The 23,578-nt window shown below is 72.0% G+C and carries 22 protein-coding genes; 12 read left to right on the forward strand and 10 right to left on the reverse strand.

All coding sequences use genetic code 11. From position 1 onward, the window contains the following. Nucleotides 1–11: 11 nt before the first annotated feature. Nucleotides 12–200, reverse strand: coding sequence for a DUF5999 family protein (locus tag ACWDXC_RS31195; protein WP_357586301.1), 189 nt, complete (start codon nt 198–200; stop codon nt 12–14). Nucleotides 201–710: 510 nt separating this feature from the next. Here ACWDXC_RS31195 and ACWDXC_RS31200 point away from each other — a divergent pair. From ACWDXC_RS31200 to ACWDXC_RS31215, 4 genes are all read left to right on the forward strand, one after another. Next, entirely contained in the window at nt 711–1,319 is a 609-nt protein-coding gene (locus tag ACWDXC_RS31200) for a superoxide dismutase (RefSeq protein WP_219504966.1), read from the forward strand. A 70-nt stretch (nt 1,320–1,389) separates the two neighbouring features. Beyond that, entirely contained in the window at nt 1,390–2,502 is a 1,113-nt protein-coding gene (locus tag ACWDXC_RS31205; RefSeq protein WP_219504968.1) for a serine/threonine-protein kinase, read from the forward strand. Between the two features lie 35 nt (nt 2,503–2,537). Further along, nucleotides 2,538–4,313 (forward strand): protein kinase domain-containing protein, encoded by a 1,776-nt coding sequence (locus ACWDXC_RS31210; RefSeq protein ID WP_449987656.1) that lies wholly within the window; start codon nt 2,538–2,540, stop codon nt 4,311–4,313. A 29-nt stretch (nt 4,314–4,342) separates the two neighbouring features. Beyond that, nucleotides 4,343–5,731: a class II fumarate hydratase gene (locus tag ACWDXC_RS31215; RefSeq protein WP_357586295.1), complete on the forward strand. Its 1,389-nt coding sequence runs from the start codon at nt 4,343–4,345 to the stop codon at nt 5,729–5,731. On the opposite strand, the gene ACWDXC_RS31220 is transcribed toward ACWDXC_RS31215, so the two are convergent. The 3 genes from ACWDXC_RS31220 to trpD form a co-directional block, all read right to left on the reverse strand. Further along, nucleotides 5,728–6,045, reverse strand: a complete 318-nt coding sequence (locus ACWDXC_RS31220) for a MerR family transcriptional regulator (protein ID WP_219504974.1) — start codon at nt 6,043–6,045, stop codon at nt 5,728–5,730. The two genes, ACWDXC_RS31215 and ACWDXC_RS31220, sit on opposite strands and share 4 nt — an antisense overlap. A 69-nt stretch (nt 6,046–6,114) precedes the next feature. Continuing rightward, nucleotides 6,115–6,543: an Hsp20/alpha crystallin family protein gene (locus ACWDXC_RS31225; protein ID WP_219504975.1), complete on the reverse strand. Its 429-nt coding sequence runs from the start codon at nt 6,541–6,543 to the stop codon at nt 6,115–6,117. Nucleotides 6,544–6,604: 61 nt separating this feature from the next. After that, nucleotides 6,605–7,654 (reverse strand): anthranilate phosphoribosyltransferase, encoded by a 1,050-nt coding sequence (gene trpD / locus ACWDXC_RS31230; RefSeq protein WP_364176831.1) that lies wholly within the window; start codon nt 7,652–7,654, stop codon nt 6,605–6,607. 245 nt (nt 7,655–7,899) lie between these two features. Here trpD and ACWDXC_RS31235 point away from each other — a divergent pair, with 245 nt between their 5' ends. Genes ACWDXC_RS31235 through ACWDXC_RS31255 form a run of 5 tightly spaced genes read left to right on the forward strand, consistent with a single transcriptional unit; the run spans nt 7,900 to nt 14,019 of the window. Continuing rightward, nucleotides 7,900–8,646 carry an SDR family NAD(P)-dependent oxidoreductase gene (locus ACWDXC_RS31235; protein ID WP_449987661.1) on the forward strand — a complete coding sequence of 249 codons (747 nt, stop codon included), beginning with the start codon at nt 7,900–7,902 and terminating at the stop codon, nt 8,644–8,646. Continuing rightward, entirely contained in the window at nt 8,646–10,544 is a 1,899-nt protein-coding gene (locus ACWDXC_RS31240) for a helix-turn-helix domain-containing protein (protein ID WP_449987664.1), read from the forward strand. The genes ACWDXC_RS31235 and ACWDXC_RS31240 overlap by 1 nt, the downstream gene beginning before the upstream one ends. A gap of 54 nt (nt 10,545–10,598) precedes the next feature. Continuing rightward, a complete protein-coding gene (locus tag ACWDXC_RS31245) occupies nt 10,599–11,870 on the forward strand; it encodes an MFS transporter (protein WP_449987667.1) in 1,272 nt (423 codons plus the stop codon). Next, entirely contained in the window at nt 11,867–12,865 is a 999-nt protein-coding gene (locus ACWDXC_RS31250; protein WP_449987669.1) for an alpha/beta fold hydrolase, read from the forward strand. Before ACWDXC_RS31245 ends, ACWDXC_RS31250 begins: the two co-directional genes overlap by 4 nt. Further along, nucleotides 12,862–14,019 (forward strand): alpha/beta hydrolase family protein, encoded by a 1,158-nt coding sequence (locus ACWDXC_RS31255; RefSeq protein WP_364176846.1) that lies wholly within the window; start codon nt 12,862–12,864, stop codon nt 14,017–14,019. The genes ACWDXC_RS31250 and ACWDXC_RS31255 overlap by 4 nt, the downstream gene beginning before the upstream one ends. Here the strand turns inward: ACWDXC_RS31255 and ACWDXC_RS31260 are convergent. Together ACWDXC_RS31260 and ACWDXC_RS31265 are read right to left on the reverse strand one after the other, a co-directional pair. Then, nucleotides 14,004–16,001: a glycosyltransferase family 2 protein gene (locus ACWDXC_RS31260; RefSeq protein ID WP_449987672.1), complete on the reverse strand. Its 1,998-nt coding sequence runs from the start codon at nt 15,999–16,001 to the stop codon at nt 14,004–14,006. The two genes, ACWDXC_RS31255 and ACWDXC_RS31260, sit on opposite strands and share 16 nt — an antisense overlap. A gap of 70 nt (nt 16,002–16,071) precedes the next feature. Beyond that, on the reverse strand, nt 16,072–16,713 hold the full coding sequence (locus tag ACWDXC_RS31265) for an aggregation-promoting factor C-terminal-like domain-containing protein (RefSeq protein WP_308125745.1): 642 nt from the start codon (nt 16,711–16,713) through the stop codon (nt 16,072–16,074). Between the two features lie 327 nt (nt 16,714–17,040). On the opposite strand from ACWDXC_RS31265, the gene ACWDXC_RS31270 reads away from it, so the two are divergent. The 3 genes from ACWDXC_RS31270 to ACWDXC_RS31280 are packed head-to-tail and all read left to right on the forward strand — an operon-like array spanning nt 17,041 to nt 19,648. Beyond that, entirely contained in the window at nt 17,041–17,715 is a 675-nt protein-coding gene (locus ACWDXC_RS31270) for a response regulator transcription factor (RefSeq protein WP_219504991.1), read from the forward strand. Continuing rightward, on the forward strand, nt 17,715–19,139 hold the full coding sequence (locus tag ACWDXC_RS31275) for an ATP-binding protein (RefSeq protein WP_449987676.1): 1,425 nt from the start codon (nt 17,715–17,717) through the stop codon (nt 19,137–19,139). The genes ACWDXC_RS31270 and ACWDXC_RS31275 overlap by 1 nt, the downstream gene beginning before the upstream one ends. Continuing rightward, on the forward strand, nt 19,136–19,648 hold the full coding sequence (locus ACWDXC_RS31280; RefSeq protein ID WP_449987679.1) for a hypothetical protein: 513 nt from the start codon (nt 19,136–19,138) through the stop codon (nt 19,646–19,648). Before ACWDXC_RS31275 ends, ACWDXC_RS31280 begins: the two co-directional genes overlap by 4 nt. On the opposite strand, the gene ACWDXC_RS31285 is transcribed toward ACWDXC_RS31280, so the two are convergent. The 4 genes from ACWDXC_RS31285 to ACWDXC_RS31300 all read right to left on the reverse strand — a co-directional run bounded on the left by ACWDXC_RS31285 (nt 19,638) and on the right by ACWDXC_RS31300 (nt 23,506). Next, nucleotides 19,638–20,906, reverse strand: a complete 1,269-nt coding sequence (locus ACWDXC_RS31285; RefSeq protein WP_219505104.1) for a PhoH family protein — start codon at nt 20,904–20,906, stop codon at nt 19,638–19,640. The two genes, ACWDXC_RS31280 and ACWDXC_RS31285, sit on opposite strands and share 11 nt — an antisense overlap. A gap of 260 nt (nt 20,907–21,166) precedes the next feature. Further along, on the reverse strand, nt 21,167–21,928 hold the full coding sequence (locus tag ACWDXC_RS31290) for an isoprenyl transferase (protein WP_049573692.1): 762 nt from the start codon (nt 21,926–21,928) through the stop codon (nt 21,167–21,169). 436 nt (nt 21,929–22,364) lie between these two features. After that, nucleotides 22,365–22,712, reverse strand: a complete 348-nt coding sequence (locus ACWDXC_RS31295) for a hypothetical protein (protein WP_449987681.1) — start codon at nt 22,710–22,712, stop codon at nt 22,365–22,367. Beyond that, entirely contained in the window at nt 22,709–23,506 is a 798-nt protein-coding gene (locus tag ACWDXC_RS31300) for a DUF692 domain-containing protein (protein ID WP_449987684.1), read from the reverse strand. Before ACWDXC_RS31300 ends, ACWDXC_RS31295 begins: the two co-directional genes overlap by 4 nt. Nucleotides 23,507–23,578 lie beyond the last annotated feature (72 nt).

Below are 23,578 nucleotides of genomic sequence, written 5' to 3' on the forward strand. Positions count from 1 at the left end.
GGGCAGCGCGGTCAGGCCGCCACCGGCACCCGATGCGGCGCCACGACGCTGCCGTCGGGCAGCAGCAGGCCGGTGTCCTCGAACAGGACGACACCGTTGCAGAGCAGGCTCCAGCCCTGGTCGGGGTGGGCCGAGATCACGTGCGCGGCTTCACGGTCGGGGGAATCGGAACTCGGACAAGTGGGGACGTGACTGCACATCGTGCACCTCTCAGATGGCGCTCCTGGGTTCTGATCTCAGTAGGGCAGCTGGCGCCCGGACGGCGTGCGAAGGTCCAGCGAGGCCCCGCTCGGCCTGCGGGGCCGGCGGCGAACCTGGATCTGGCGCATCTTCACCACGTCCCTCGATCGGTTGTCAGTTGCTGTCGAGCTTCGGGCTGATGCCTTCATTGTGACGATCGGCACCGACAGATTCGGCCTCCTTATGTGCCTTCCTGCCCGATAGATCCAGCATGCCTGCGTGCCCTTACCACAGCCTTACAACTTGCTGACGCGTCCCCAGAGTTCCCGTCAGCAATCACTGCCTGCCCGTTACCCGGCGGCGTGTCTAAGAGGAGTGGAGTGCGGTCACCCGGGCGGGCGGGGCGAGCCGCCCACCCGGACAGGACCGAACTGCCCTCCCATGCTGCCCGACTCGAGTCCTAGGTCGCAAGACTGATGCAACTGCGAATCTCTTGCAATAGTGTCGTGATCACCACCGAAGGAGGACTCATGGGCGACTACACCCTTCCGGACATGCCCTACGACTACGCGGCGCTGGAGCCCGCCATCACCGGCGAGATCCTGGAGCTGCACCACGCCAAGCACCACGCCGCCTACGTCAAGGGCGCCAACGACACGCTGGAGCGGCTGGCCGAGGCCCGCGACAAGGGCGAGTTCGGCGGCCTGGTCGGGCTGGAGAAGACGTTCGCGTTCAACCTGTCCGGGCACGTACTGCACTCGATCTTCTGGCAGAACCTCTCCCCCGACGGCGGCGACCGCCCCGACGGGCCGCTCCGCGACGCCATCGACGAGCACTTCGGCACGTTCGAGGCGTTCCAGAAGCAGCTCACCACCGCCACCGCGTCCGTGCAGGGCTCCGGCTGGGGCGTGCTGGCCTGGGAACCGCTCGGCCGGCGGCTGGTCGTCGAACAGGTGTACGACCACCACGGCAACGTCGGCATGAACACCACGCCGCTGCTCGTCTTCGACGCCTGGGAGCACGCCTACTACCTGCAGTATCGCAACGTGCGCCCGGACTATGTCGAGAAGCTCTGGGGCCTGATCAACTGGGAGGATGTGGCCGCCCGCTTTGCTGACGTCACCGGTCAGACCGGTTGACTTGGATTCGCAACAAATTATCGGCCACGCCTCTACTGGTCGGTTTACACAAATAGGTAAGCTGCCAGGCATGCGTGCGCCCTCCGGTTACCTCCTCGCCGCGCGCTACCGGCTCGTCGAACCGGTCGGACGCGGCGGCATGGGCACCGTGTGGCGGGCACATGACGAGCTGCTCAACCGCGAGGTCGCGGTCAAGGAAGTGCGCCTTCCGACCGTGCTCGACGAGGAGCTGCGCGCCGAGCTGTGCGCGCGCACCGAACGCGAGGGCCGGGCCACCGCCATGGTCGCCCACCCGTCGGTCATCACCGTCTTCGACGTGGTCACCGAGGACGACCGGCCGTGGATCGTGATGGAGCTGCTCCGGGCCAAGTCCCTGGAGCAGCTCATCCAGGAGGAGGGACCGCTCCAGCCGCGCCACGCCGCCGAGATCGGCCGCCAGATCCTCGGCGCGCTGCGCGCCGTGCACGCCAAGGGCATCCTGCACCGCGACGTCAAGCCCAGCAACGTGCTGGTGACCGAGGACCGCGCCGTGCTCACCGACTTCGGCCTGGCCGCCCTCGAAGGCGACGTCTCCATCACCCAGGCCGGCATCGTGCTCGGCTCCGCCGGCTACATCGCTCCAGAGCGCGTGCTCGGCGCCAAGGCCAGCCCCGCCGCCGACCTGTGGTCGCTCGGCGCGACCCTCTACACCGCCGTCGAGGGCCGCGGCCTGCACGGACGCCGTACGGCAGCTGCCGCGCTGGCCGCGCTGACCAGCGGCGAGCCCATCCCGATGGCCAAGGCCGGGCCGCTCGCCCCGGTGCTCGACGCGCTGCTGCGCATCAACCCGCACACCCGGCTCGACTCGGTGCGCGCCTCCCTCATGCTCGCCCGCGTGGCGGCGGGCGGGTCCGCCGAGGAGCCGCTGACCCCGCGCAAGGCCCCGCGCCCGGCCATGGCGCTCCACGCGCCGTCTTTCCCACGCCGGCCCGCGCACCGCGGGCTCCACCGGGCCGACGTCACCTCCTCGGCGACCGTGAGCGTGCCCGTCCAGCGGCAGGAACGCAAGCCGGGTGAGGGAGTTCACAGGAAAAGAGGGGAAGCCAGGCCCGCCCCGTCGGCTTATGCCCGCTTGAAATCGACGGTGATAAAGTTGTTCCTTCCTCGGCGGTTCTGGCCAAGAGAACTTCGCAAGCGAGGTTAAAGCACTTCCCAAGCGAGAATCGATATCTTCTTCTCATGCCGGAACAGCAGACGCGCCTGCTAGCGGAGCGTTACGAGCTCATCTCGCCCCTCGGCCGGGGCACCATGGGCACCGTGTGGCGTGCCCGCGACCGCGCCCTCGGCCGCGAAGTGGCGGTCAAGGAGATCCGCCAGGATCCCGGGCTCACCGAGGAGCAACGCGCCGAGCTGCGCGAACGCATGGTCCGCGAAGGGCGCATCGCCGCCCGCATCAGCCACCCGGCCGTCGCCGCCATCCACGACGTGCTCGTCCACGACAACAGCCCGTGGATCATCATGGAGCTCATCGAGGCTCGCTCCCTGGAGCAGGTCATCGACGAGGAGGGCCCGCTGCCGCCCCGGCTCGTCGCCGAGATCGGCGTCGACCTCCTCGGCGCACTGCGCGCCGCGCACGCCCAGGGCATCACCCACCGCGACGTCAAACCCGGCAACGTGCTCATCACCGAGAGCGGCCGCGTCGTCCTCACCGACTTCGGCATCGCCAAGGCCGAGGGCGACTCCCGGCTCACCCGGACCGGCATGGTGATCGGCTCCCCCGGCTACACCGCCCCGGAACGTGCCAGAGGCGAATACACCGGGCCCGAGTCCGACATCTGGTCCCTGGGGGCCACGCTCTACTTCGCCGTCGAGGGCCGGCCCGCCTACGAACGCTCCACGATCGCCGAGACGCTGGCGGCGCTGCTCAGCGAGAGCGCCGACCCGCCCACCCAGGCCGGCCAGCTCCGCCCGGTGCTCGACGGGCTCCTGCACAAGAACTACAAGCAACGGCTCAACGCCGCCAAGGCCGAGACCATGCTGCGCATGGTCGCCGACACGCCGACGAGCGAGATGCCGGCCATCACCGGCGAGGCCCTCAACCAGGAGTCCCCCTTGTCCCAGCCCGCTTCCCGCCCCCAGCCCGTACCCCCAGCCACACCCGGGCCGGGCGCGGGGACGCCGGCGAGCAGCGAGGTCGGCTCGGCGTTCGCGCCCGGCGCGGCGGCGCCCGTACAGCTCGGCGGGCCCGGCGCGGTGGCCGACTCCGACAGGACGGTCAGCCTGCAGCGGCCCAAGAGCCCCTTCCCCCAGCCCGCCCCTCCCCGGACGCCGCCCGCGCCGCAGTCGCCCCCGCAGGGCCGCCCGGCGCAGGGCACGCCCCCGCACGGCGACCCCGGGCACGCCCCCCAGCCTCCGTCCCCCCAGCCTCCGTCCCCTCAGCCTCCGTCTCCTCAGGGCCCGTACGCCCCCGGCCCCCAAGGACAAGGGCCGCAGGGACCGGGACCCCACGGACCGGGGCCCCAAGCGAACGGACCCCAGGGGCCGGGACCCCAGGCGGCCGCCCCTCACGGCCCCGGACCACAGGGCCCCGGACCGCAGGCGGCCGGACCGCAAGGGCCTCAGGGACGCGGACCGCGGGCGCAGGGGCCTCAGGGGCCTGGGCCTCAGGGCGCCGGGCGGCCTGGGCCCGTGGGCAAGGCCGGGGACGAGAGCACCATCGTCACGACGCGCATCCAGCTGCCGAGCGCGCCGGGCCTCCAGGTGTACCCGCCGACCCCGCAGCAGCAGCGCCCCCAGCAGCCCGCTCCCGGGCAGCCCCAGCAGGGCCCGTACCCGCCGGGGCCCCAGCAGCCGGAGCGCCCCGACTCCCACGGCCTGGGCACCGACCTGTTCGCCATCGCCGGCCCCGACGAGCCCGCGAGCGGCAACCGCAAGGGCATGCTCATGCTCATGGGCGTCGCCGCCGCCGCAGCCGTGGTGATCGCCATCCTGATCGTGGCCCTGCTTCAGGGCTGATCGCCTGCCCGTGAGCCAGACTGGGAGGCATGAGCGAGTACCGTATCGAACGTGACTCGATGGGCGAGGTGCGCGTCCCGGCGGGCGCCAGGTGGCGCGCGCAGACCCAGCGAGCGGTGGAGAACTTCCCGATCTCGGGCCGGACGCTGGAGCCGTCCCACATCGCCGCGCTCGGCCTGATCAAGGCCGTGGCCGCGGAGGTCAACGGCGAGCTGGGCGTGATCGACAAGGATCTGGCGGAGGCGATCGCGCAGGCGGCGGCCGACGTGGCGGAGAACGAGCACGACGAGCATTTCCCGATCGACGTCTTCCAGACGGGTTCCGGCACCTCGTCCAACATGAACGCGAACGAGGTGATCGCCTCCTTGGCGGAGGAGCGGCTGGGCCGCCCGGTGCATCCGAACGACCATGTGAACGCCTCGCAGTCGTCGAACGACGTCTTCCCCACGTCGATCCACGTGGCGGCGGCGACGGAGGTGACCTACCATCTGCTGCCATCGCTGGAGCATCTGGCGACGGCGCTGCGGACGAAGGAGCTGCAGTTCCAGGATGCGGTGAAGTCGGGCCGCACGCATTTGATGGACGCGACGCCGGTGACGCTGGGCCAGGAGTTCGGCGGTTACGCGACGCAGGTGGAGCACGGCGCGGTGCGGGTGAAGGCGGCGCTGGGCCATCTGCTGGAGCTTCCGCTGGGCGGCACGGCGGTCGGCACGGGGATCAACACGCCGCCGGGGTTCGCGGAGCTGGCGATCGCGCGGCTGCGTGAGGCGACGGGGATCGGGTTCCGTGAGGCGATGGACCATTTCGAGGCGCAGAGCGCGCAGGATTCGGTCGTGGAGCTGTCGGGCCAGCTCAAGGTGGTGGCCGTCTCCCTGAACAAGATCGCCAACGATCTGCGCTGGATGGGGTCGGGGCCGCGGGCGGGGCTGGGTGAGATCAACCTGCCGGATCTGCAGCCGGGTTCGTCGATCATGCCGGGCAAGGTCAATCCGGTCATCCCGGAGGCCACGGCGATGGTGGCGGCGCAGGTGATCGGCAATGACGCGGCGATCACGTTCGCGGGCGCGTCGGGCAGTTTCGAGCTGAACGTGCAGCTCCCGCTGATCGCGCGCAACATCCTGGAGTCGATCCGGCTGCTGGCGAACGTGTCGCGGCTGCTGGCCGACCGGTGTGTCATGGGCATCACGGCCAACGTCGACAGGCTGCGGGAGTACGCGGAGTCGTCGCCGTCGATCGTGACGCCGCTCAACCGGCATGTCGGTTACGAGGAGGCCGCCAAGATCGCCAAGCAGGCTCTCCAGGAGCGCAAGACGATCCGCGAGGTGGTGATCGAGCGTGGCCACGTCGCGAACGGCACGCTGACGGAGGAGCAGCTCGACGGCCTGCTGGACGTGCTGTCGATGACGCGGCCCGGCTAGGGCCGGTCGAGCTCGGCCAGCCGGGCGCGGGCCTGGTCGAGTTCGTCGCGCACCTGGGCGAGCTCGCGTTCGAGCTCCAGGATGCGGCGGATGGCGATGAGCGTCATGCCTTCGTCGACCATGCGGGTGACGTGCTGGACGGCCAGGATGTCGTGGCGTGAATAGCGGCGCTGGCCGCCGTTGGACCGGCCGGGGCTGATGACGTCGTGGCGGTCCAGCCGGCGCAGGTAGGCCGGCTGGACCTGGAGCATCTCGGCCACCTGCCCGAGCGAGTAGAGCGGGGCGTGCTCGTTGTCGAAGGGGAGTTGGGGCATGCGGCCTCTCTCGCTTTCGGACGGGGGCGGACGGGGGGCGGGCGGTGGCGCCCGCCCCGGTCGCCGGTGTCAGGCGTTGATGGCCTTGGGCGTGGTCCGCTGGATCTCCACCTTGCGCGGTCTGGCGCGTTCGAGGACGGGGATGCGGACGGTGAGGACGCCGTTGTCGTATCCCGCGTCGATGCGCTCGCTGTCGAGGTGTTCCGACAGGTAGACGCGCCTGGTGAAGGTGCCCATCGGGCGCTCGCGGACGAACAGCCGCTCGCCTTCGCCGATCTCCTCCTCGCGGCGCGCGCTGACGCTCAGGACGCCGCGGTCGACGGTCACCTCGATCGAGCCGGGCTCGACGCCGGGCAGGTCGAAGCGCAGGATGACGTCGTCGTCGCGGCGGAGCCCGTCCATGGCCATCGCGGCTCCGTCGTCGAAGGTCTGGCGGGCCAGGCGGTTGAACTGGCGCTCGAACTCCTGGAAGAACGGGTCGATCGACGTGAGCAGCATCCGAACCTCCTTGAAACTCGGAGTGGCTGTAACCTCCAACTACAGTTGCAGGTTAACTCCATTACGAGTTGGAAGCAAGTGCCCGGGTGGCCGCTGACCAGCGGGCGAGCAGATCCGCGGCCCCACCTGAGTCGACGGCGTCGGCGGCCCGCTTGTACGCGCCCTCCAGGGCCTGGGTGAGCCCCTCGGCCGGGGGCGCGCCGTCGGCGGCCACCAGCGCGGCCGCGGCGTTGAGCAGCACGATGTCGCGCACCGGCCCCGGCGTCCCGGCGAACACGGCGCGGGCGACGGCGGCGTTGTGCCGGGCGTCGCCGCCGCGCAGCTCGTCGGGCGTGGCGCGCGGGATGCCCAGCTCGGCCGGGTCGAAGGAGGTGGGCGTGACGGTGCCGCGCCGCACCACCCAGACCGACGACGGCCCGGACGTGGTGAGCTCGTCGAGCCCGTCGTCACCCCGGAAGACCAGCGAGGACCCGCCGCGCTCGGCCAGCACGCCCGCGATCACCGGCGCCATGCGCGGATGGAACACGCCGACGGCCTGGGCGGCGGGCAGCGCCGGGTTCGTCAGCGGCCCCAGGAAGTTGAACACCGTGGGCACGCCCAGCTCCCGGCGGGCCCGCGAGGCGTGTCTGAGCGCCGGATGGAAGGTCGCGGAGAAGCAGAACGTGATGCCCGCCTCCTCGGCCACCCGCGCCACGGCCGCCGGCGGCAGGTCGACGACCACGCCGAGCTCCTCCAGCACGTCGGCCGCGCCGGTGGTGGAGGACGAGGCCCGGCCGCCGTGCTTGACCACCTTGGCGCCGGCCGCGGCGGCGACGACGGCGGCCATGGTGGACACGTTCACGGTGTTGGCGCGGTCGCCGCCGGTGCCGACGAGGTCGACCGTGTCACCGGGGATCCTGATCGCGGACGAGCCGGCGAGCAGCCCGTCGGCCAGGCCGGCCACCTCCTCGACCGTCTCCCCCTTGGCGCGCAGCGCGACGGCGAAGGCGGCGATCTGCGCGTCGGTGGCCCTGCCGGACATGATCTGCGACATGGCCCAGGCCGCCTCGCGCGCCGACAGGGAGCTGCCGCCGAGAAGCGTGGTGAGCAGTGCGGACCAGGTGACGGTCATGAGGACGCCCTTTCGTGTGTCGGGGAGCTCGACAGGGCGTCGCGGGAGCTCCCGGCGGGCCGCCTCGTCGAGGCGGCCAGGGATGCGTATGCGCTGGTGGGACCGCCTAGGAGGCGGGCCACCACTGGGACGGATACGCGATCACGCGGACAGGCTATCAGGTGCGCCGGACCACATAGGGAAGCGGTCAGGTATGTCGTCCCAGCCCATGCGTGCCGCAGCCGCGACCGCCTAGGGTCGGAGGCATGGAGCTGACGGGGCGCACTGCGCTCGTGACGGGGGCCGGGGGCGGGATCGGCGCGGCGTGCGCCCGGCGGCTGGCCGCGGGCGGGGCCCGGGTGCTGGTCGTCGACCGGCGGGGCGACCTGGCGCGCGAGGTCGCGGCCGAGGTGGGCGGGCTGGCCGTGGAGGCCGACCTGGCCGAGCCGGGGTTCGCCGGCACGCTGCCCGATGAGCCGGTCGACATCGTGGTGAACAACGCGGGGTTCCAGCACGTGGCGCCGATCGAGGAGTTCCCGCCCGACGTGTTCGCCGCCATGATGCGGGTGATGGTGGAGGCGCCGTTCCTGATCGCCCGCCGGGTGCTGCCGGGCATGTACGCGAGGGGCTGGGGTCGGATCGTCAACATCTCGTCGGTCCACGGGCTGCGCGCCTCGCCGTACAAGGTGGCCTATACGACCGCGAAGCACGCGCTGGAGGGGTTCAGCAAGACGCTGGCGCTCGAAGGGGCGCCGCACGGGGTGACCTCCACCTGCGTGTGCCCGGCGTACGTGCGGACCGGGCTGGTCGAGGGCCAGATCGCCGACCAGGCCCGCGCGCACGGCATCGCGGCGGACGAGGTCGTCGAGGACATCATGCTCAGGCCGGCGGCGATCAAGCGGCTGATCGAGCCGGAGGAGGTCGCCGAGCTGGTCGCCTACCTGTGCGGGCCGGCCGGGTCGTTCATCACCGGCGTGTCGCTGCCGGTCGACGGCGGCTGGACGGCGCGGTAGTGGTCAGGCGGTTCCTCGAACTGCTGGCCAGGGAGGCGTCGGCGGTCGAGTTCGAAGGCCCGGTCATCGAGGCGCGGGCCGCGGGCGCCGACCCGGCGGCGATCGAGGAGCTCGAACGCGCCAAGGTCGAGGCGCTGCGCGTGCGCGCCCTGCTCAGGCGCCGGGCCCGGCGCGAGGCCGAGCTGTCGGCGCTCTACGACACGGCCGGCGACCTGGCCGCGCTGCGCGACCTCGACGCGGTGCTGGAGGCGATCGTGCACCGGGCCAGGCAGCTCCTGGCCACCGACACCGCCTATCTCACGCTGCACGACCCCGACCGCGGCGACACGTACATGCGGGTGACCGACGGGTCGATCTCGGCCAAGTTCCGGTCGCTGCGGCTGGCGATGGGGGCCGGGCTGGGCGGGCTGGTGGCGCAGACGGCGGTGCCGTACTCGACCGCCGACTACTTCGCCGACGCCCGGTTCCGGCACAAGGACGACATCGACGAGGCCGTCCAGGAGGAGGGGCTGGTCGCGATCCTGGGCGTGCCGCTGCGCCTGGGCCAGCGGGTGATCGGCGTGCTGATGGCGGCCAACCGCAGCGCCAGGCCGTTCCACCAGGAGGAGGTGTCGCTGCTGGCCAGCCTGGCCGCGCACGCCGCCGTCGCGATCGACAACGCCAGGCTGCTGCAGGAGACCAGGAACGCGCTGGAGGAGCTCTCCCAGGCGCACCGCACCGCGCGGGCGCACGCGGAGGCGGTGGAGCGGGCCGCCACGGCGCACGACCGCATGACGTCGCTGGTGCTGCGCGGCGGCGGCATCGAGGACGTCGCCGCCGTCGTCACCGACGTGCTCGGCGGCTCGCTGGCCGTGCTCGACGACCTCGGCCGCCCGCTCACCGGCCACGTGGCCGGCCTGACCGATCCCGTACGGGCTGCCGGGCCGGACGCGGACGCGCCCGGCGGGGTGGACCCGGGGGTGCTGGAGGCGGCGCAGGCGTCGCGGGCGCTGGGCCGCACCGTGCGCCGGGGCGACCTGTGCATCGCGTCGGTGGACGTCGGCGGCGAACCGCTGTGCACGCTGGTGCTGCGCAGCGACGACGCCGACGAGCGCATCCTGGAGCGGGCCGCGCTGGTGTGCGCGCTGCTGCTGCTGTTCCGGCGCAGCGTCGCCGAGGCCGAGGGGCGGGTGCGCGGCGAGCTGCTCGACGACCTGATCTCCAGGCCCGGCTCCCCCGGGCTGGCCGACCGGGCCAGGCGGCTCGGCATCGACCTGACGGCCCCGCACGTCGTGGTCGTCGCCCGGCACGACGGGCAGCGCGAGCGTGCCGCGTTCTGGGCGTCCTCGCAGGCCGCCCAGCGCCACGGGCTGGCCGCCGCGCGGCCCGGCGAGGTCGTGCTGCTGCTGCCCGGCCGCGACCCCGGCGCGCTGGCCCAGCGCACCGCCGGCGACCTGTCGGCGTCGCTCGGCACCCCCGCGACCGCGGGCGCCTCCGCCCCGGAGACGGGCCCCGTCGGGGTCGCGCGGGCCTACCGGGAGGCGCGGCGGTGCGCGGACGCGCTCGTCGCGCTCGGGCGCGCCGGTGACGGCGCGAGCGCCGGCGAGCTGGGGTTCGTCGGGCTGCTCATCGGCGAGGGCAGGGACGTGCCCGGCTTCGTGGCGGGCGCGCTCGGCCCCGTCATCGAGTACGACGCCCGCCGGGGCACGGCGCTGGCCGCCACCCTGGCCGCGTACTTCGGCTCCGGCATGTCGCCGTCACGCACGGCCGAGGCCATGCACATCCACGTCAACACCGTCACCCAGCGGCTGGACCGGGTCGCCAAGCTGCTCGGCGACGGCTGGCAGGAGCCGGAGCGCGCCCTGGAGATCCAGCTCGCCCTCCGGCTGCACCGGCTCGGCCACACACCCTCCAGCTAGAGTGTGGGGCCGGCGCCCATATGAGTGACGCGGGTCACTCCCTAGCGTGACGGCATGGCCACTTCCATCAAGAAGATCGTCGGCGCGAGCCTGATCGGCACCACCATCGAGTGGTACGACTTCTTCCTGTACGGCTCGGCAGCCGCACTCGTGTTCAACCAGCTCTTCTTCCCCGAGTCCGATCCGCTCACCGGGACGCTGCTGGCGTTCCTCACCTACGCCGTCGGCTTCGTCGCCCGCCCGCTCGGCGGGCTGGTGTTCGGCCACTTCGGCGACCGCGTCGGCCGCAAGACGCTGCTCGTGGTCAGCCTGCTCATGATGGGCGTCGCCACGTTCCTGATCGGCTGCCTGCCCACGTACGCGGGCATCGGCGCGGCGGCGCCGCTGCTGCTGACGGGGCTGCGGCTGGTGCAGGGGTTCGCGCTGGGCGGCGAGTGGGGCGGCGCGGTGCTGATCGTCTCCGAGCACGGCGACGCGAAGCGGCGCGGCTTCTGGGCGTCCTGGCCGCAGGCGGGCGCGCCGGGCGGCAACCTGCTGGCCACCGGCGTGCTGGCCGCGCTGGCGGCGTTCCAGTCGGACGAGGCTTTCCTGGCGTGGGGCTGGCGGGTGCCGTTCCTGCTGTCGGGCGTGCTGGTGCTGATCGGGCTCTGGATCCGGCTGACGATCACCGAGTCGCCGGTGTTCCAGCAGGCCGCCCCGGAGAAGGCGCCGCCGATCGTGGGCGTGCTGCGGCACCACTGGCGGGACGTGGTCATCGCGATCGGCGCCCGGATGGCGGAGAACATCTCCTTCTACCTGATCACGGTCTTCGTCATCACCTACGCCAAGACGACCGGTCTGGACAACTCGACCGTGCTCGGCGCGGTGCTGATCGCCTCGGCGATCCACTTCGTGACGATCCCGCTGTGGGGGGCGCTGTCGGACCGGTTCGGCCGCCGCCCGATCTACCTGGCGGGGGCCGCGGGCGTCGGGCTGTGGATCTTCGCGTTCTTCCCGCTGATCGACACGGGCAACTTCCTGGCGATCACGCTGGCGGTGACGGTGGGGCTGCTGTTCCACGGCATGATGTACGGCCCGCAGGCGGCCTTCTTCTCGGAGCTGTTCGGGACGAGGATGCGCTACACCGGCGTGTCGATCGGCGCGCAGCTCTCGGCGATCGTCGCCGGCGCGCTGGCCCCGATCATCGCGGTCCAGCTCCTGCGGGAGTTCGGCAGCAGCTTGCCGATCTCCGCCTACCTGGCGCTCGCGTCGGCGCTCACCCTGGCCGCCGTCTACGCCGCCAAGGAGACCCAGGGCCGCGACCTGGCAGAGAGGATCCGCGCGTGAAGATCACCACGCCGAGGCTCACCCAGCACGTCAGGACCGTCGAGGGCCGCACCGGCGAGCCGGTGCTGTTCGTGCACGGCAACGTCTCCTCCGGCGCGTTCTGGCGCGACAGCATGGCCGCGCTGCCCGGCGGCTTCCGCCCGCTCGCGGTGGACCTGCGCGGCTTCGGCGAGAGCGACCCGGAGCCGGTCGACGCCACGCGCGGCGTCCGCGACTTCTCCGACGACCTGGCGGAGCTGGCCGACGCCCTCGGCCTGACCGCGCTCCACCTGGTCGGCTGGAGCATGGGCGGCGGCGTCGTGCTGCAGCTCCTGCTCGACCACCCGGCCCTGGTCAGGAGCGTCACGCTGGTGAACCCGGTGTCCCCGTACGGCTGGGGCGGCACGCACGGCCCCGACGGCACGCTCACGCACCCCGACGGCGCGGGCGCCGGAGCCGGGGCCGCGAACCCCGACTTCGTCACCCGGCTGAAGGCCGGCGACCTGTCGGACGAGTCGCCCGCCTCGCCCCGCTCGGTCTTCCGCGCCACCTACGTCAAGCACCCGGTGCCCGACGAGGACTTCTACGTACGGGCGATGCTCACCACCCGCGTCGGCGAGGCCAACTACCCGGGCGACCCGGCCACCTCGGCGGCCTGGCCGCACGTCGCCCCCGGCAAGCACGGCGTGCTCAACGCCCTGGCCCCCACCCACTTCCGGCTCGACGGCCTGCCGCAGGTCGAGCCCAGGCCGCCCATCCTGTGGATCAGGGGCGCCGACGACCTGATCGTCTCCGACACCTCCCTGTACGACCTGGCCCACCTCGGGGCGCTGGGCGTGGTGCCCGGCTCCCCCGGCACGCCCGCGCAGCCGATGGTCGCCCAGACCCGGGCGGTGCTGGAGCGCTACGGCCGCTACCGGGAGGTCGTGCTGGACGACTGCGGCCACAGCCCGCACCTGGAGCGGCCCGCCGACTTCGACCGGCTGCTGGCCGCGCACCTCGAGGAGGCACGATGATCGTGGCCATGTCGCTCGTGGCGAGCCTGCTCGTGCCCGGCGGCCCCGGCGGGCTGACCGTGCCGGGCGCCGAGCACGCCGTCACCGCCCGGCTCGACGACCTCACCACCGCCGGCACGGTCGCCAGCGGCCACACCGACCCCGCCGACTGGGCCGGACTGCACCCGGCCGCCACGGTCAACCCCACCGGCGTGCCCGGCGTCCAGATCGACGGCTACTTCCCCGACACCTCCACCACCAACGCCACGCACGGCTGGAACCACGACTCCCAGTTCGTCATCCGGCTGCCCGACGACTGGAACGGCGGCCTGGTCGTCACCGGCACCCCGGGCAACCGGGAGCAGTACGCCAACGACTTCACGATCTCCGACTGGGTGCTGGCCAAGGGCTATGCGTTCGCCGCCACGGACAAGGGCAACACCGGCCTGGACTTCCACACCGACGGCCGCCGCCCCGGCGACGCGATCGCCGAGTGGAACGAGCGCGTCACCCAGCTCACGCTCGCCGCCAAGGCCGTCGTCAGGCAGCGCTACGGCAGGAAGCCGGCCCGTACGTTCATGGCCGGGATCTCCAACGGCGGCTACCTGGTCAGGTGGCAGCTGGAGAACCGCGGCCACCTCTACGACGGCGGCCTCGACTGGGAGGGCACGCTCTGGCGGCTCAAGGGCGACAACCTGCTCGACTACCTGCCGGAGGCGCTGAAGGCGTACCCGGACCCGGAGGGCGTGCGGCGGGCCGGGTTCGCGGCGGGCTCGGAGTTCCTGTGGCCGTTCCACCGGCAGCACTACTGGGAGCTCACCCAGCAGCTCTACCAGCGTGAGCTGGACCCGTCCTACGAGGGCGCCCCGGCCGACTACGACTACGCCGAGCGCAGGCCGTACGCGGCGGTGGCCAGGATCGCGCTGACCGGCAGGATCACCAAGCCGCTGATCACCATCCACGGCACGCTCGACTCGCTGCTGCCGATCTCGCGCTCCTCCGACGTGTACGCCGAGATGGTCGGGCCGCACCGCCCCTTCCGCTATCACCGGGTGGAGGGCGGCAACCATCTCGACGGCCTGGTCGACGCCCACCCCGGCAGGCTGACGCCGATGCTGCCGGTGTTCCGCGAGTCGTTCGCCGAGCTGGAGGCGTGGGTTCAGTCGCGCAGGTAGCGGTGCTTGTGCGCGCGGGCCAGCCGCACCATGTGCCGCGCGCCGGGCAGCCGCCGGCCCAGCCGGTGCAGCCGGGTGTCGCGGCCCATCGGGGAGCGCCGCTTCGGGTCGGCGGCGGTGGCCGGGTGCACGGTGACCCGGCCCTTGCGCACCTCCAGCGCGAACCGGAGCCCGACCTCCTCCTCCGGGCCCCGCAGCACCGGCAGCCACACGCCGGTCCCGAGCTCGTCGCGGCCCGGCATCCTGCGCTTGATCGGCAGCTTGGCCACGAGCTGCCCGGCGATCTTGCCGGGCACCCCGGCCTCGGCCAGCGCGGGCGCAGACACCTCGCGGGGCCTGCGGCCGGTGCCGCGCAGCACCAGCTCCAGCGGCGGCCCGCCGCTCGGCGGCAGGTACGGCACGGGCAGCACCACGAACAGGCTCTCACCGACCAGCTTGGTCTCCACGCCCGGCGACACCAGCGCGATCGACTCGGTGAACGTGCGTGGCTCCACGGCCAGGCCGAACTCGCCCGCGTCGGTCCAGCAGGGCACCACGAGCCGCATCCTGGGCCGCTGGGCCAGCACGCCGAGGCAGTTGAGCGGGCCCTCCGGCCGCCGGACCCGGCTCCTGGCCTGGTGGGCGCCGCCGAACATGCGCACGTGCACCTCCCACTGGCCGGGCCTGAGCGGCTCGCCCTGCGCGGCCGCGGTCACGTCGACCCTGGCCTCGCCGACGATGCGCACCCGGGCGTGCTTGCGGCCGTCGGGCACCCGTTCGACCTGGTAGGCCACCGGCAGGAAGTGCACGTCGCCGGACTCGGCGTGCCGCAGGTAGACCTCGATGCGGGCGCGTTCGACGGATTCGCTGACGTCGGTGACGCTCTGCGGGAGCAGCTTGGGGTCGACGGCCCTGGGCGGCCGCCAGTGCAGGCGGTCGTCGTCGACGCGGAAGCGCTCGGGCTTGCCGTCGCCGCTCAGCACCTCGACCTCCAGGCCGAGCACGAGCACCTGGGCGTCCCAGCGCACCTCGGTCAGCCCGGCGCTCAGCCCGGCCCGCCGGGTGGAGTTGGCCAGCATGACGAGCTGGTCGAGCCGGCCGGCGCGGATCAGCGCGGCCACGGCCCTGAGCTGGACGGGCAGGTAGCGGTCGAGCCGGTCCGGAAACCGTTCGGCCACCAGCTCCTGGATCATGCGGAAGTAGGCGCCCCGGTCGGTGGACGACCCGGCGAACGCCGTCGACAGGAACGGCCGCAGCACCGCCGAGCGGAACCAGAACGCGTACATGCGGTCCCGCTGCCGGCCCTCGCCCACGTACGCGTCGATGTCGCGCAGTAGGGCGCGCAGCTCGCGGACGGCGGCGCGCGGCTCCTCGGGGGCGGGCGGGCGTTCGCCGAGGTGGCAGCAGACCTGTTCGGCGAGGACGGCGATGACCTTGGCCTGGAGGTAGCAGCGGACGGCGAACGCCTGCTCGGCGATGGCCCCGCCGGGGACGGCGAAGCCTAGCTCGTGCTCCTCCAGGAAGGCGCGGCGGTAGAGCTTGTGCGGGGTGAGCAGGGTGAGCAGCCGGTCGCGCAGGATGTCGGCGCGGGCCTTGCTGCGGCCGAAGGCGGTCATCGGCGGCCCGCCGTCGCGCACCAGGCGGCCCACCAGCACGTCGGCGTCGGTCTCGACGGCCCGCTCGTGCATGCGCTCCAGCGCGTCCCGCTCCAGCCGGTCGTGCTGGTCGAGCAGGTAGACGTAGTCGCCCCGGGCGGAGGCGATGCCGACGTTGCGGCCGCGCATGGGCGAGCCCGTGTGCGGCAGGTGCAGCACGCGCACGTTGCGGCGCACGGCGGCGACGGTGTCGAGCCGTTCGGCGATGCCGTCCGTGGACCCGTCGTCCACGAAGATCACTTCATACGCGTCCGGCGGCAGCGTCTGCTCCAGTGTGGAGCGGATGCACGCGTCGGCGGAATCCCCCGGGTTGTGGACATTGACGATCACACTGACCTTCACACCCATGCGGCCAGCGTGCGCGGTCATACACGGCGGGGCCTGACGGCTTGCCGATTACAGGAGGAATGCTGACCTGTTAATACCATCCCCTGGCCTGCGAGTGCCCCCAGGCGCCGCAAGGGGTGCCGTAGCGGCCCTTGATGTAGCCGAGGCCCCACTTGATCTGGGTGGCGGCATTGGTCTGCCAGTCGGCGCCGGCGCTGGCCATCTTGCTGCCGGGCAGCGACTGGGGGATGCCGTAGGCGCCGGAGTAGCGGTTCATCGCCCGCTCGTTCCAGCCGCTCTCCTTCTGCCAGAGGTTCTCCAGGCAGCCCCACTGGTCGGTGCCGAAGCCGAACGAGGACAGCATGGCCTTGGCCGTGGCCTTGTTGCTGCCGGGCGAGGGGTCGCTGCCGGGCGGGAAGTTGGCGGGCGGGAAGCCGTCGCCGCCGGGCGCCTGCTTCTTGATCTCGATGACGTCGAGCGGGTCGTCGTTGGCCGCCCGGCCCTCCTTGAGCTTCTTGGCCCTGTGGGCCTGGAGCGCGGCCTCCTTGAGCTGGTCGGCCTCGGGGTCGGGCGAGTAGAAGTCGCCGCTGGCCATCCGGCCGAGGTCCTCCAGCGAGAGCGGGTCGGCCGGCGGGGCGCTGGCGTTCTCGATGGCGCGGTAGGCGACGAAGCCGCCGCCGCCGAAGACGATCACGGCGGAGAGGCCGATGATCACGACTCGCTTGGGGGTCACCCGCGAGCGTCGGCGTGCCGAGCGGGGGACGCTGCGCGACGGGCGCTCACTCAACCTGGGACCTGGGCTCACGATCCATGAGCTTGCCGTGACTTGGGGGGTGCTGCGCAACCGGAACACGGGATTCGCTTGGCCGTACCTTGGCCAACCAGCAGGTTACCGGCAACTGTGATTTTGGTCACACTGGTTGGCCCGCCCCTCGGGCACCCGTAACCGAGGGGAGGGCCGATTCATACGCTGTTACAGGGGTTTAAGGATCAGGCAAGAGGCGCGTCACAGTTTCATGACACAACCCGGATATACCTGACAAGCCGGAATAATGTGCGAGTGGCAGGCATCCTTCTCGTCGAAGACGACCCCTCGGTCCGCACAGCTCTGGAGCTGGCGCTGGCCCGGCAGGGGCACTCCGTCACCTCCTACGCGACGGGTGAGGAGGCCCTGGACCACATCCGGTCACGCCGTCCCGAGATCGCCATTCTCGACGTCATGCTGCCCGGCATCGACGGCGTCGAGGTGTGCCGCCGCATCCGCAAGCTCGACCAGCTCCCCGTCATCCTCCTCACCGCCCGCGGCGACGACCTCGACGTGGTCGTCGGCCTGGAGGCGGGTGCCGACGACTACGTGGTCAAACCCGTCGAACCACGCGTGCTCGACGCGCGCATCCGCGCCATCCTGCGCCGCGCCGAATCGGCCTCCTCCGACCGCATCACGTTCGGCGACCTCATGATCGACCGGGGCGCGCTCAAGGTCACGCTGGCAGGCAAGGAGATCCACCTGACGCCCACCGAGCTGCGGCTGCTGCTGGAGCTGGTGCGCCACCCCGGCCAGGTGCTCAACCGGCGCTACCTGCTGCGCGCCGTCTGGGACCACACGCACGTGGCCGACTCCCGGCTCGTCGACGCCTGCGTGCAGCGGGTCCGCGCCAAGATCGAGCCGAGGCCGGCCGAGCCGGTGTTCATCCACACCGTCCGCGGGTTCGGCTACCGGTTCAGCCCTCCGTGATGAGGCTGCCCACCGGGTTCCGGGCGCGCCTGGTCATCACCTTCACCCTGGTCGCCGTGACCGCGTCGGTCCTGGTCGCCACCATCGGCTTCGAACTGGCCAAGTCGGCGCTGGTCAAGCGGGCCGAGGACTCCGCCGTCGACCTCATCTCCCGGGAGCTCAGCCGGATCACCTTCCCCATCGGCCGGCTGCGGCCCGGCGAGGCCGCGCCCAGCACCCGCGAGCTCGGCTACCTGACCCAGGCGCTCGACGGGCCCGGCCGCAGCGTGGTGATCGAGTACGGCAACCTGACGAACGCCGACGGCCCGATGACCATGGCCGACGTGCCGAACGAGCTGCACGGCCGCGCCAAGCAGATGGTCGTCTCCCAGCGCCAGCTCCTGCACGGCGAGCTGTGGCTGATCGTGGGCGCCGAGGTCTACCGCGACCACGGCGCCGGCCCCGAGGCCACCGGGCTGCGCGCGTTCGTCTTCTTCCCCATGCGCGACGAGGAGAGCCAGCTCGCCACGCTGCGCTCCAAGCTCGCCCAGGGCGGCTCGGCCATCGTGGGCATAGCGCTGATCGTGGCACTGCTGTCGGCCCGGCAGGTGCTGCTGCCCGTACGGCGGCTCAGCGCGGCCGCCCAGGCGCTCGGCGAGGGCCGCCTCGACACCCGCCTGCCCGTACGCGGGCAGGACGAGCTGGCCGAGCTCACCGCCCGGTTCAACGACGCCGCGGCGGCCCTGGAGCTGAGCGTGTCGGAACTGCGCTCCCTGGAGGCGATGTCGCGCAGGTTCGTCGCCGACGTGTCGCACGAGCTACGCACCCCGCTGACCGCCATGACGGCCGTGGCCGACATGCTCTCGGAGGAGGCCAACCGGCTCCCGCAGGCCCCCGCCGAGGCCGTACGGCTGGTCCTGCGCGAGATCGAACGGCTGCGCGAGCTCGTCGAGCACCTCATCGAGGTCAGCCGCTTCGACGCGGGCACCGCCACGCTTAACCTGGAGGAGGTCAACGTCGCCGACGCGATCCAGGACTGCCTGGAGGTGCGCGGCTGGAGCGAGAAGGTCCGGGTGAACTCCTCCCGCAGCCTCCTCGTCAGCCTCGACCCCAGACGCTTCGACGTCATCGTCGCCAACCTCGTCGGCAACGCCCTCAAACACGGCGAACCACCCGTGATGGTCAGCGCGAGAGCCACGGACAACGGCCTGGAGGTGAAGGTGCGCGACCACGGCAAGGGCATCCCGCCGGAGGCGATGCCGCACGTCTTCGACCGCTTCTTCAAGGCGGGCTCCGGCCGCGCCCGCAGCCAGGGCAGCGGGCTGGGCCTGGCGATCGCGCGCGCCAACGTGCACCTGCACGGCGGCACGATCTCCGTACGCGCCCAGCACCCCGGCACGCTCTTCACCGTCTGGCTCCCGCACAACAGGAGCCCGCTGGCATGAGACGGACCCTGGCCGGAGCCCTGCTGCTGCTGACGGCGGCGTGCGGCATCGCGCCCACCGACGTGGTCGACCGGGCCCAGGCGCCCGTCGTCGACATCCCGCCGCCCTCGAAGACCATCTACCTGCTCAAGGACGGCGAACTGTCGCTGGAGCCCGCCGACGTCCAGTCCGACTCGGTCAGCAGCCTGCTGAACGCCCTGTTCGCGGCCTCCACCAAGCCGCTCGGCGACCTGGACACGGCGCTGCGCGGCTTCACGCTCGAACGCATCGAGGACTCGCTGAACCCCGTCCCGCGCGACGAGGTCAGGCTGCCCAGGACCTCGACGCTCACCATCTACATCCGCGGCGATGGAACCCTGACCAGGGTCGGCAAAGCCCAGATCGTCTGCACGGCCCAGCAGGACCCCTCCGTCGAGGACATCAGGATCGTGCAGACGTACGGAGACCGCCGCCCGGCCAGGCGCGAGGGCGGTCTCCAGTGCCCGGAGCAGGTGAGCCCTAGAGGGTGATGTCCTCCAGCATCTCCGTCACCAGCGCGGCGATCGGCGAGCGCTCCGACCTCGTGAGCGTCACGTGCGCGAACAGCGGATGGCCCTTGAGCTTCTCCACCACCGCCACCACGCCGTCGTGCCGCCCGACGCGCAGGTTGTCACGCTGGGCGATGTCGTGCGTGAGCACCACGCGCGAGTTGGCGCCGACCCGGCTGAGCACGGTCAGCAGGACGCCGCGCTCCAGCGACTGCGCCTCGTCCACGATCACGAACGCGTCGTGCAGCGACCGGCCGCGGATGTGGGTGAGCGGAAGCACCTCCAGCATGCCCCGGTCGAGCACCTCGTCGATCACCTCGGGCGTGGTGACCGCGCTCAGCGTGTCGTAGACCGCCTGCGCCCACGGGCCCATCTTCTCGCCCTCGGTGCCCGGCAGGTAGCCCAGCTCCTGGCCGCCCACCGCGTACAGCGGGCGGAACACCACCACCTTGCGGTGCTGGCGGCGCTCCAGGACGGCCTCCAGGCCCGCGCAGAGCGCCAGCGCCGACTTGCCGGTGCCGGCCCGGCCGCCCAGCGACACGATGCCGATCTCCGGGTCCATCAGCAGCTCCAGCGCGATGCGCTGCTCCGCCGACCGGCCGTGCAGACCGAACACCTCGCGGTCGCCGCGCACCAGCTTGACCGACTTGTCCGGCTGGACCCGGCCGAGGGCCGAACCCTTCGCCGACAGCAGCCGCAGACCGGTGTGCGCCGGCAGGTCCCTGGCCTCCTCGAGATCGGCCGTGCCGCTGTCGAACAGCGTCTCGACGTCCTCCGCGGTCACCTGGACCTCGGCCATCCCCGTCCAGCCCGACTCGATCACCAGACCGGCGCGGTACTCCTCCGCGGCCAGGCCGATCGAGGCCGCCTTGACCCGCATCGGCAGGTCCTTGGAGACGAGCACGACGTCACACCCCTCGGCGGCCAGCGAACGGGCCACCGTCAGGATGCGGGTGTCGTTGTCGCCCAGGCGGAAGCCCACGGGCAGGATGGACGGATCGCTGTGATTGAGCTCAACCCTGATCGTGCCGTCGCCGGTCGGCATCGGCTCGTCCAACCGGCCGTACTGAACCCGCAGGTCGTCAAGGTAGCGCAGGGCCTTTCTGGCGAAGTAGCCCAGCTCGGGATGGTGCCGCTTCCCCTCCAGCTCAGTGATGACGACGATCGGCAGAACGACGTCGTGCTCCGCGAAGCGGGTCATGGCCGCCGGGTCGGCGAGCAGGACCGATGTGTCGAGCACGTACGTGCGCTTGGCCGAGTTGGACGAAGGGTTGCTCGAGGACACTGCCACACGTTCTCCCCCGGGCGCCCATGGGGACGGGCGCCCTGCAGACGAGGCGGGAATCGGACCGGGCCCGTGTCCCCGACCGCGACATGCCACCGGGGGCGCCGGACTCCGGCCCCCCTCGGCAGTGTTGGCGCAAAGGCGGGCCCTTTCCGGAGCGTCCGGCCTGCGGCCGGACACTTCCAACGTTACGTCCTGGATACCCAGATGTCCCGTCAGGAACCGTAACGCCGGTGTCTCGCAGCGTAGTCGCGCAGCGCCCGCAGGAAATCGACCCTGCGGAAGTCGGGCCAGTATGCCTCGTGGAAGTAGAACTCTGAATGAGCGCTCTGCCACAGCATGAAGCCCGACAGACGCTGCTCGCCCGAGGTCCGGATGAGGAGATCCGGGTCGGGTTGGCCGCGGGTGTAGAGATGCTCCGCGATATGTTCGACATCGAGCACCTCGAAGAGGTCCTCGATGCTCGCGCCCTTGCTCGCATGCTCCTGCAGGAGTGAGCGCACCGCATCGGCAATCTCACGCCTTCCTCCATACCCAACTGCAACGTTCACAATCAGGCCGGGACGGTGCGATGTTGCTTCTTTCGCAGTTTTTAGGACATTAGCCGTGCGATCCGGCAGCAGATCGAGCGCGCCGACCGGGCTGATCCGCCAGCCCTGGTCCACCAGCTCCTGCGTGACGTCCTCGATGATGCGCAGCAACGGCTCCAGCTCCTCGCTGGGCCGGTTCAGGTTGTCGTTGGACAGCATCCAGACCGTGACGACCTCGACACCCGTCTCACGGCACCAGCCGAGCAGCTCGGAGATCTTGTCCGCGCCCTTGCGGTGGCCCTTGGCCACATCACTCATGCCCATGGCACGCGCCCAGCGGCGATTGCCGTCGATGATCACCCCGACGTGCCGGGGAATGCTGTCCTTCGACAGCTTGGCCTCCAACCGGCGCTCATACAGCCGGTAGACCAGATCGCGCAGGCCCACGGAGTCCCTCCAGCGCTGGCGTGCCTCAGGTCGGATGACCTAACAGGCAATTATCACCGCGTTTCGCCCGTGCCCGTGCCTGAACGCGATAGTTCTTCACAACAGATGATCTCGGCCTCGTGGACCAGGCCACGGACGAAGCCCGCCGGCTCCGCCGACGTCAGCACCGCCCGCCCGGCCGCGGCTCCCACACCGGAATCGTACGCAACCAGCAGCCCAGCTCGCCCCCGCCCCGCCCCGTACGGCAGCTCTTCCCACCCGGCACCAACCAACCCCGTTCCCCGGCAAGGCGTACGCAGCCGCAAGCAGGTGGGAGGGCACGCCCGCCCCAAGGGCCCCGCCCTCCCCCTGCCAGGACCGCCGCCAGCAGCCGGGAGGGCGCGCCTGCGGCCCGGTCCCCGCCCCTCCTCAACAGGACGTACGCGCAACGCCTGGGTTATCGGTGCGGGAGGAAGCGGGTCCACCAAGGGGGCTTGGGGGGCGGGAGGAGTTTGCCGTGGGCGGTGAGCCAGGCGGCGAAGTCGTCGGCGTCGGCGCGGTAGCCGGGCGGCGGGGCGGTGCGGGAGGCGGCGTACGCGGCGAAGTCGGCGGCCAGGTCGGGCCCCGAGGCGGCGGCGGCGTCCGGGCGGAGCCTGGCCACGACGCTGCGGCGTTTGGCGACGAGGCTGTTCGCCTGGATGCGCAGCCGTTCGGGGTCGAAGCCGTCGGGCGGGGGCGCGCCGGTGACCAGGGCGGCGATCAGCCGTTGCTGGGCCCGGGCGAGGTCGTCGCGCTCGCCGGTCATGCCAGTGCCGCCCGGATGCGGGAGAGCTCGGCGGCCAGGGCGTCGTCGCTGGGGTAGTGGTCGTCCCATTCGAGAAGGACGCCCGGCGGGTCGACGCGGGCGCGGAGCTGGGCGAGGACGTCGAGGACGGCATCGGGGACGGCCGTGGTGTGGGTGTCGTGCCAGACGCCGTCCCGCTCGTACCCGCCGGCCACGTGGACGTACGCGAGCCGTTCCAGGGGCAGGGTGTCGAGGGCGTGGGCGGCGTCGAGGCCGAGGTTGACCTGGTTGGTGTAGAGGTTGGCCACGTCGATCAGCAGGTGTACGCCGGTGCGTTCGACGAGTTCGGTGAGGAACTGGGCGTCGGTGAGCTCGTCGTCGGGCCAGCCGAAGAGGGCGGCGACGTTCTCCAGGGCGAGCGGCACGGGGAGGGCGTCCTGGGCCTGGCGGACGTTCTCGGCGACGACCTTGAGCGCGTCGCGGGTGCGGGGCACGGGCAGGAGGTGGCCGGCCTCGATGCCGCCCGCCCTGACGAACGCCAGGTGCTCGCTGACCAGCGGCGCGTCGAGGGCCTGGGCGCAGGCGGCGAGGTGGGCGAGCGTGGCGAGCGAGGGTGGTTCGGCGCCGCCGACGCCCAGGCTGACGCCGTGCGGGATGACGGGCAGGCCGCGTTCGCGCAGCAGCCGCAGCGAGTGCGGGAGTGCCGCCGGGCGCACGTTCTCGGCGATGACCTCCACGAACTCGACGCCCGGCAGCCGTTCGACGGTCAGGTCGATCTCCGCCCGCCAGCCGATCCCCACACCCAGCCGCTCCACGCACCCTCCCCGATCGTCAGGTTCCGGCGTCGCCGCCCATGAAACCGCCACCTGCCCGCCCGGGGAAACCCC

This window comes from Nonomuraea sp. NPDC003214 (assembly GCF_053590035.1).

Coding starts and splice junctions, on each gene's coding strand:
- ACWDXC_RS31195 (WP_357586301.1), bottom strand. CDS start 200: ATGTGCAGTCACGTCCCCACTTGTCCGAGTTCCGATTCCCCCGACCGT.
- trpD (WP_364176831.1), bottom strand. CDS start 7,654: ATGACCGTCACCTGGTCCGCACTGCTCACCACGCTTCTCGGCGGCAGC.
- ACWDXC_RS31210 (WP_449987656.1), top strand. CDS start 2,538: ATGCCGGAACAGCAGACGCGCCTGCTAGCGGAGCGTTACGAGCTCATC.
- ACWDXC_RS31245 (WP_449987667.1), top strand. CDS start 10,599: ATGGCCACTTCCATCAAGAAGATCGTCGGCGCGAGCCTGATCGGCACC.
- ACWDXC_RS31220 (WP_219504974.1), bottom strand. CDS start 6,045: ATGCCCCAACTCCCCTTCGACAACGAGCACGCCCCGCTCTACTCGCTC.
- ACWDXC_RS31215 (WP_357586295.1), top strand. CDS start 4,343: ATGAGCGAGTACCGTATCGAACGTGACTCGATGGGCGAGGTGCGCGTC.
- ACWDXC_RS31295 (WP_449987681.1), bottom strand. CDS start 22,712: ATGACCGGCGAGCGCGACGACCTCGCCCGGGCCCAGCAACGGCTGATC.
- ACWDXC_RS31280 (WP_449987679.1), top strand. CDS start 19,136: ATGAGACGGACCCTGGCCGGAGCCCTGCTGCTGCTGACGGCGGCGTGC.
- ACWDXC_RS31275 (WP_449987676.1), top strand. CDS start 17,715: ATGAGGCTGCCCACCGGGTTCCGGGCGCGCCTGGTCATCACCTTCACC.
- ACWDXC_RS31255 (WP_364176846.1), top strand. CDS start 12,862: ATGATCGTGGCCATGTCGCTCGTGGCGAGCCTGCTCGTGCCCGGCGGC.
- ACWDXC_RS31260 (WP_449987672.1), bottom strand. CDS start 16,001: ATGGGTGTGAAGGTCAGTGTGATCGTCAATGTCCACAACCCGGGGGAT.
- ACWDXC_RS31235 (WP_449987661.1), top strand. CDS start 7,900: ATGGAGCTGACGGGGCGCACTGCGCTCGTGACGGGGGCCGGGGGCGGG.
- ACWDXC_RS31205 (WP_219504968.1), top strand. CDS start 1,390: ATGCGTGCGCCCTCCGGTTACCTCCTCGCCGCGCGCTACCGGCTCGTC.
- ACWDXC_RS31200 (WP_219504966.1), top strand. CDS start 711: ATGGGCGACTACACCCTTCCGGACATGCCCTACGACTACGCGGCGCTG.
- ACWDXC_RS31225 (WP_219504975.1), bottom strand. CDS start 6,543: ATGCTGCTCACGTCGATCGACCCGTTCTTCCAGGAGTTCGAGCGCCAG.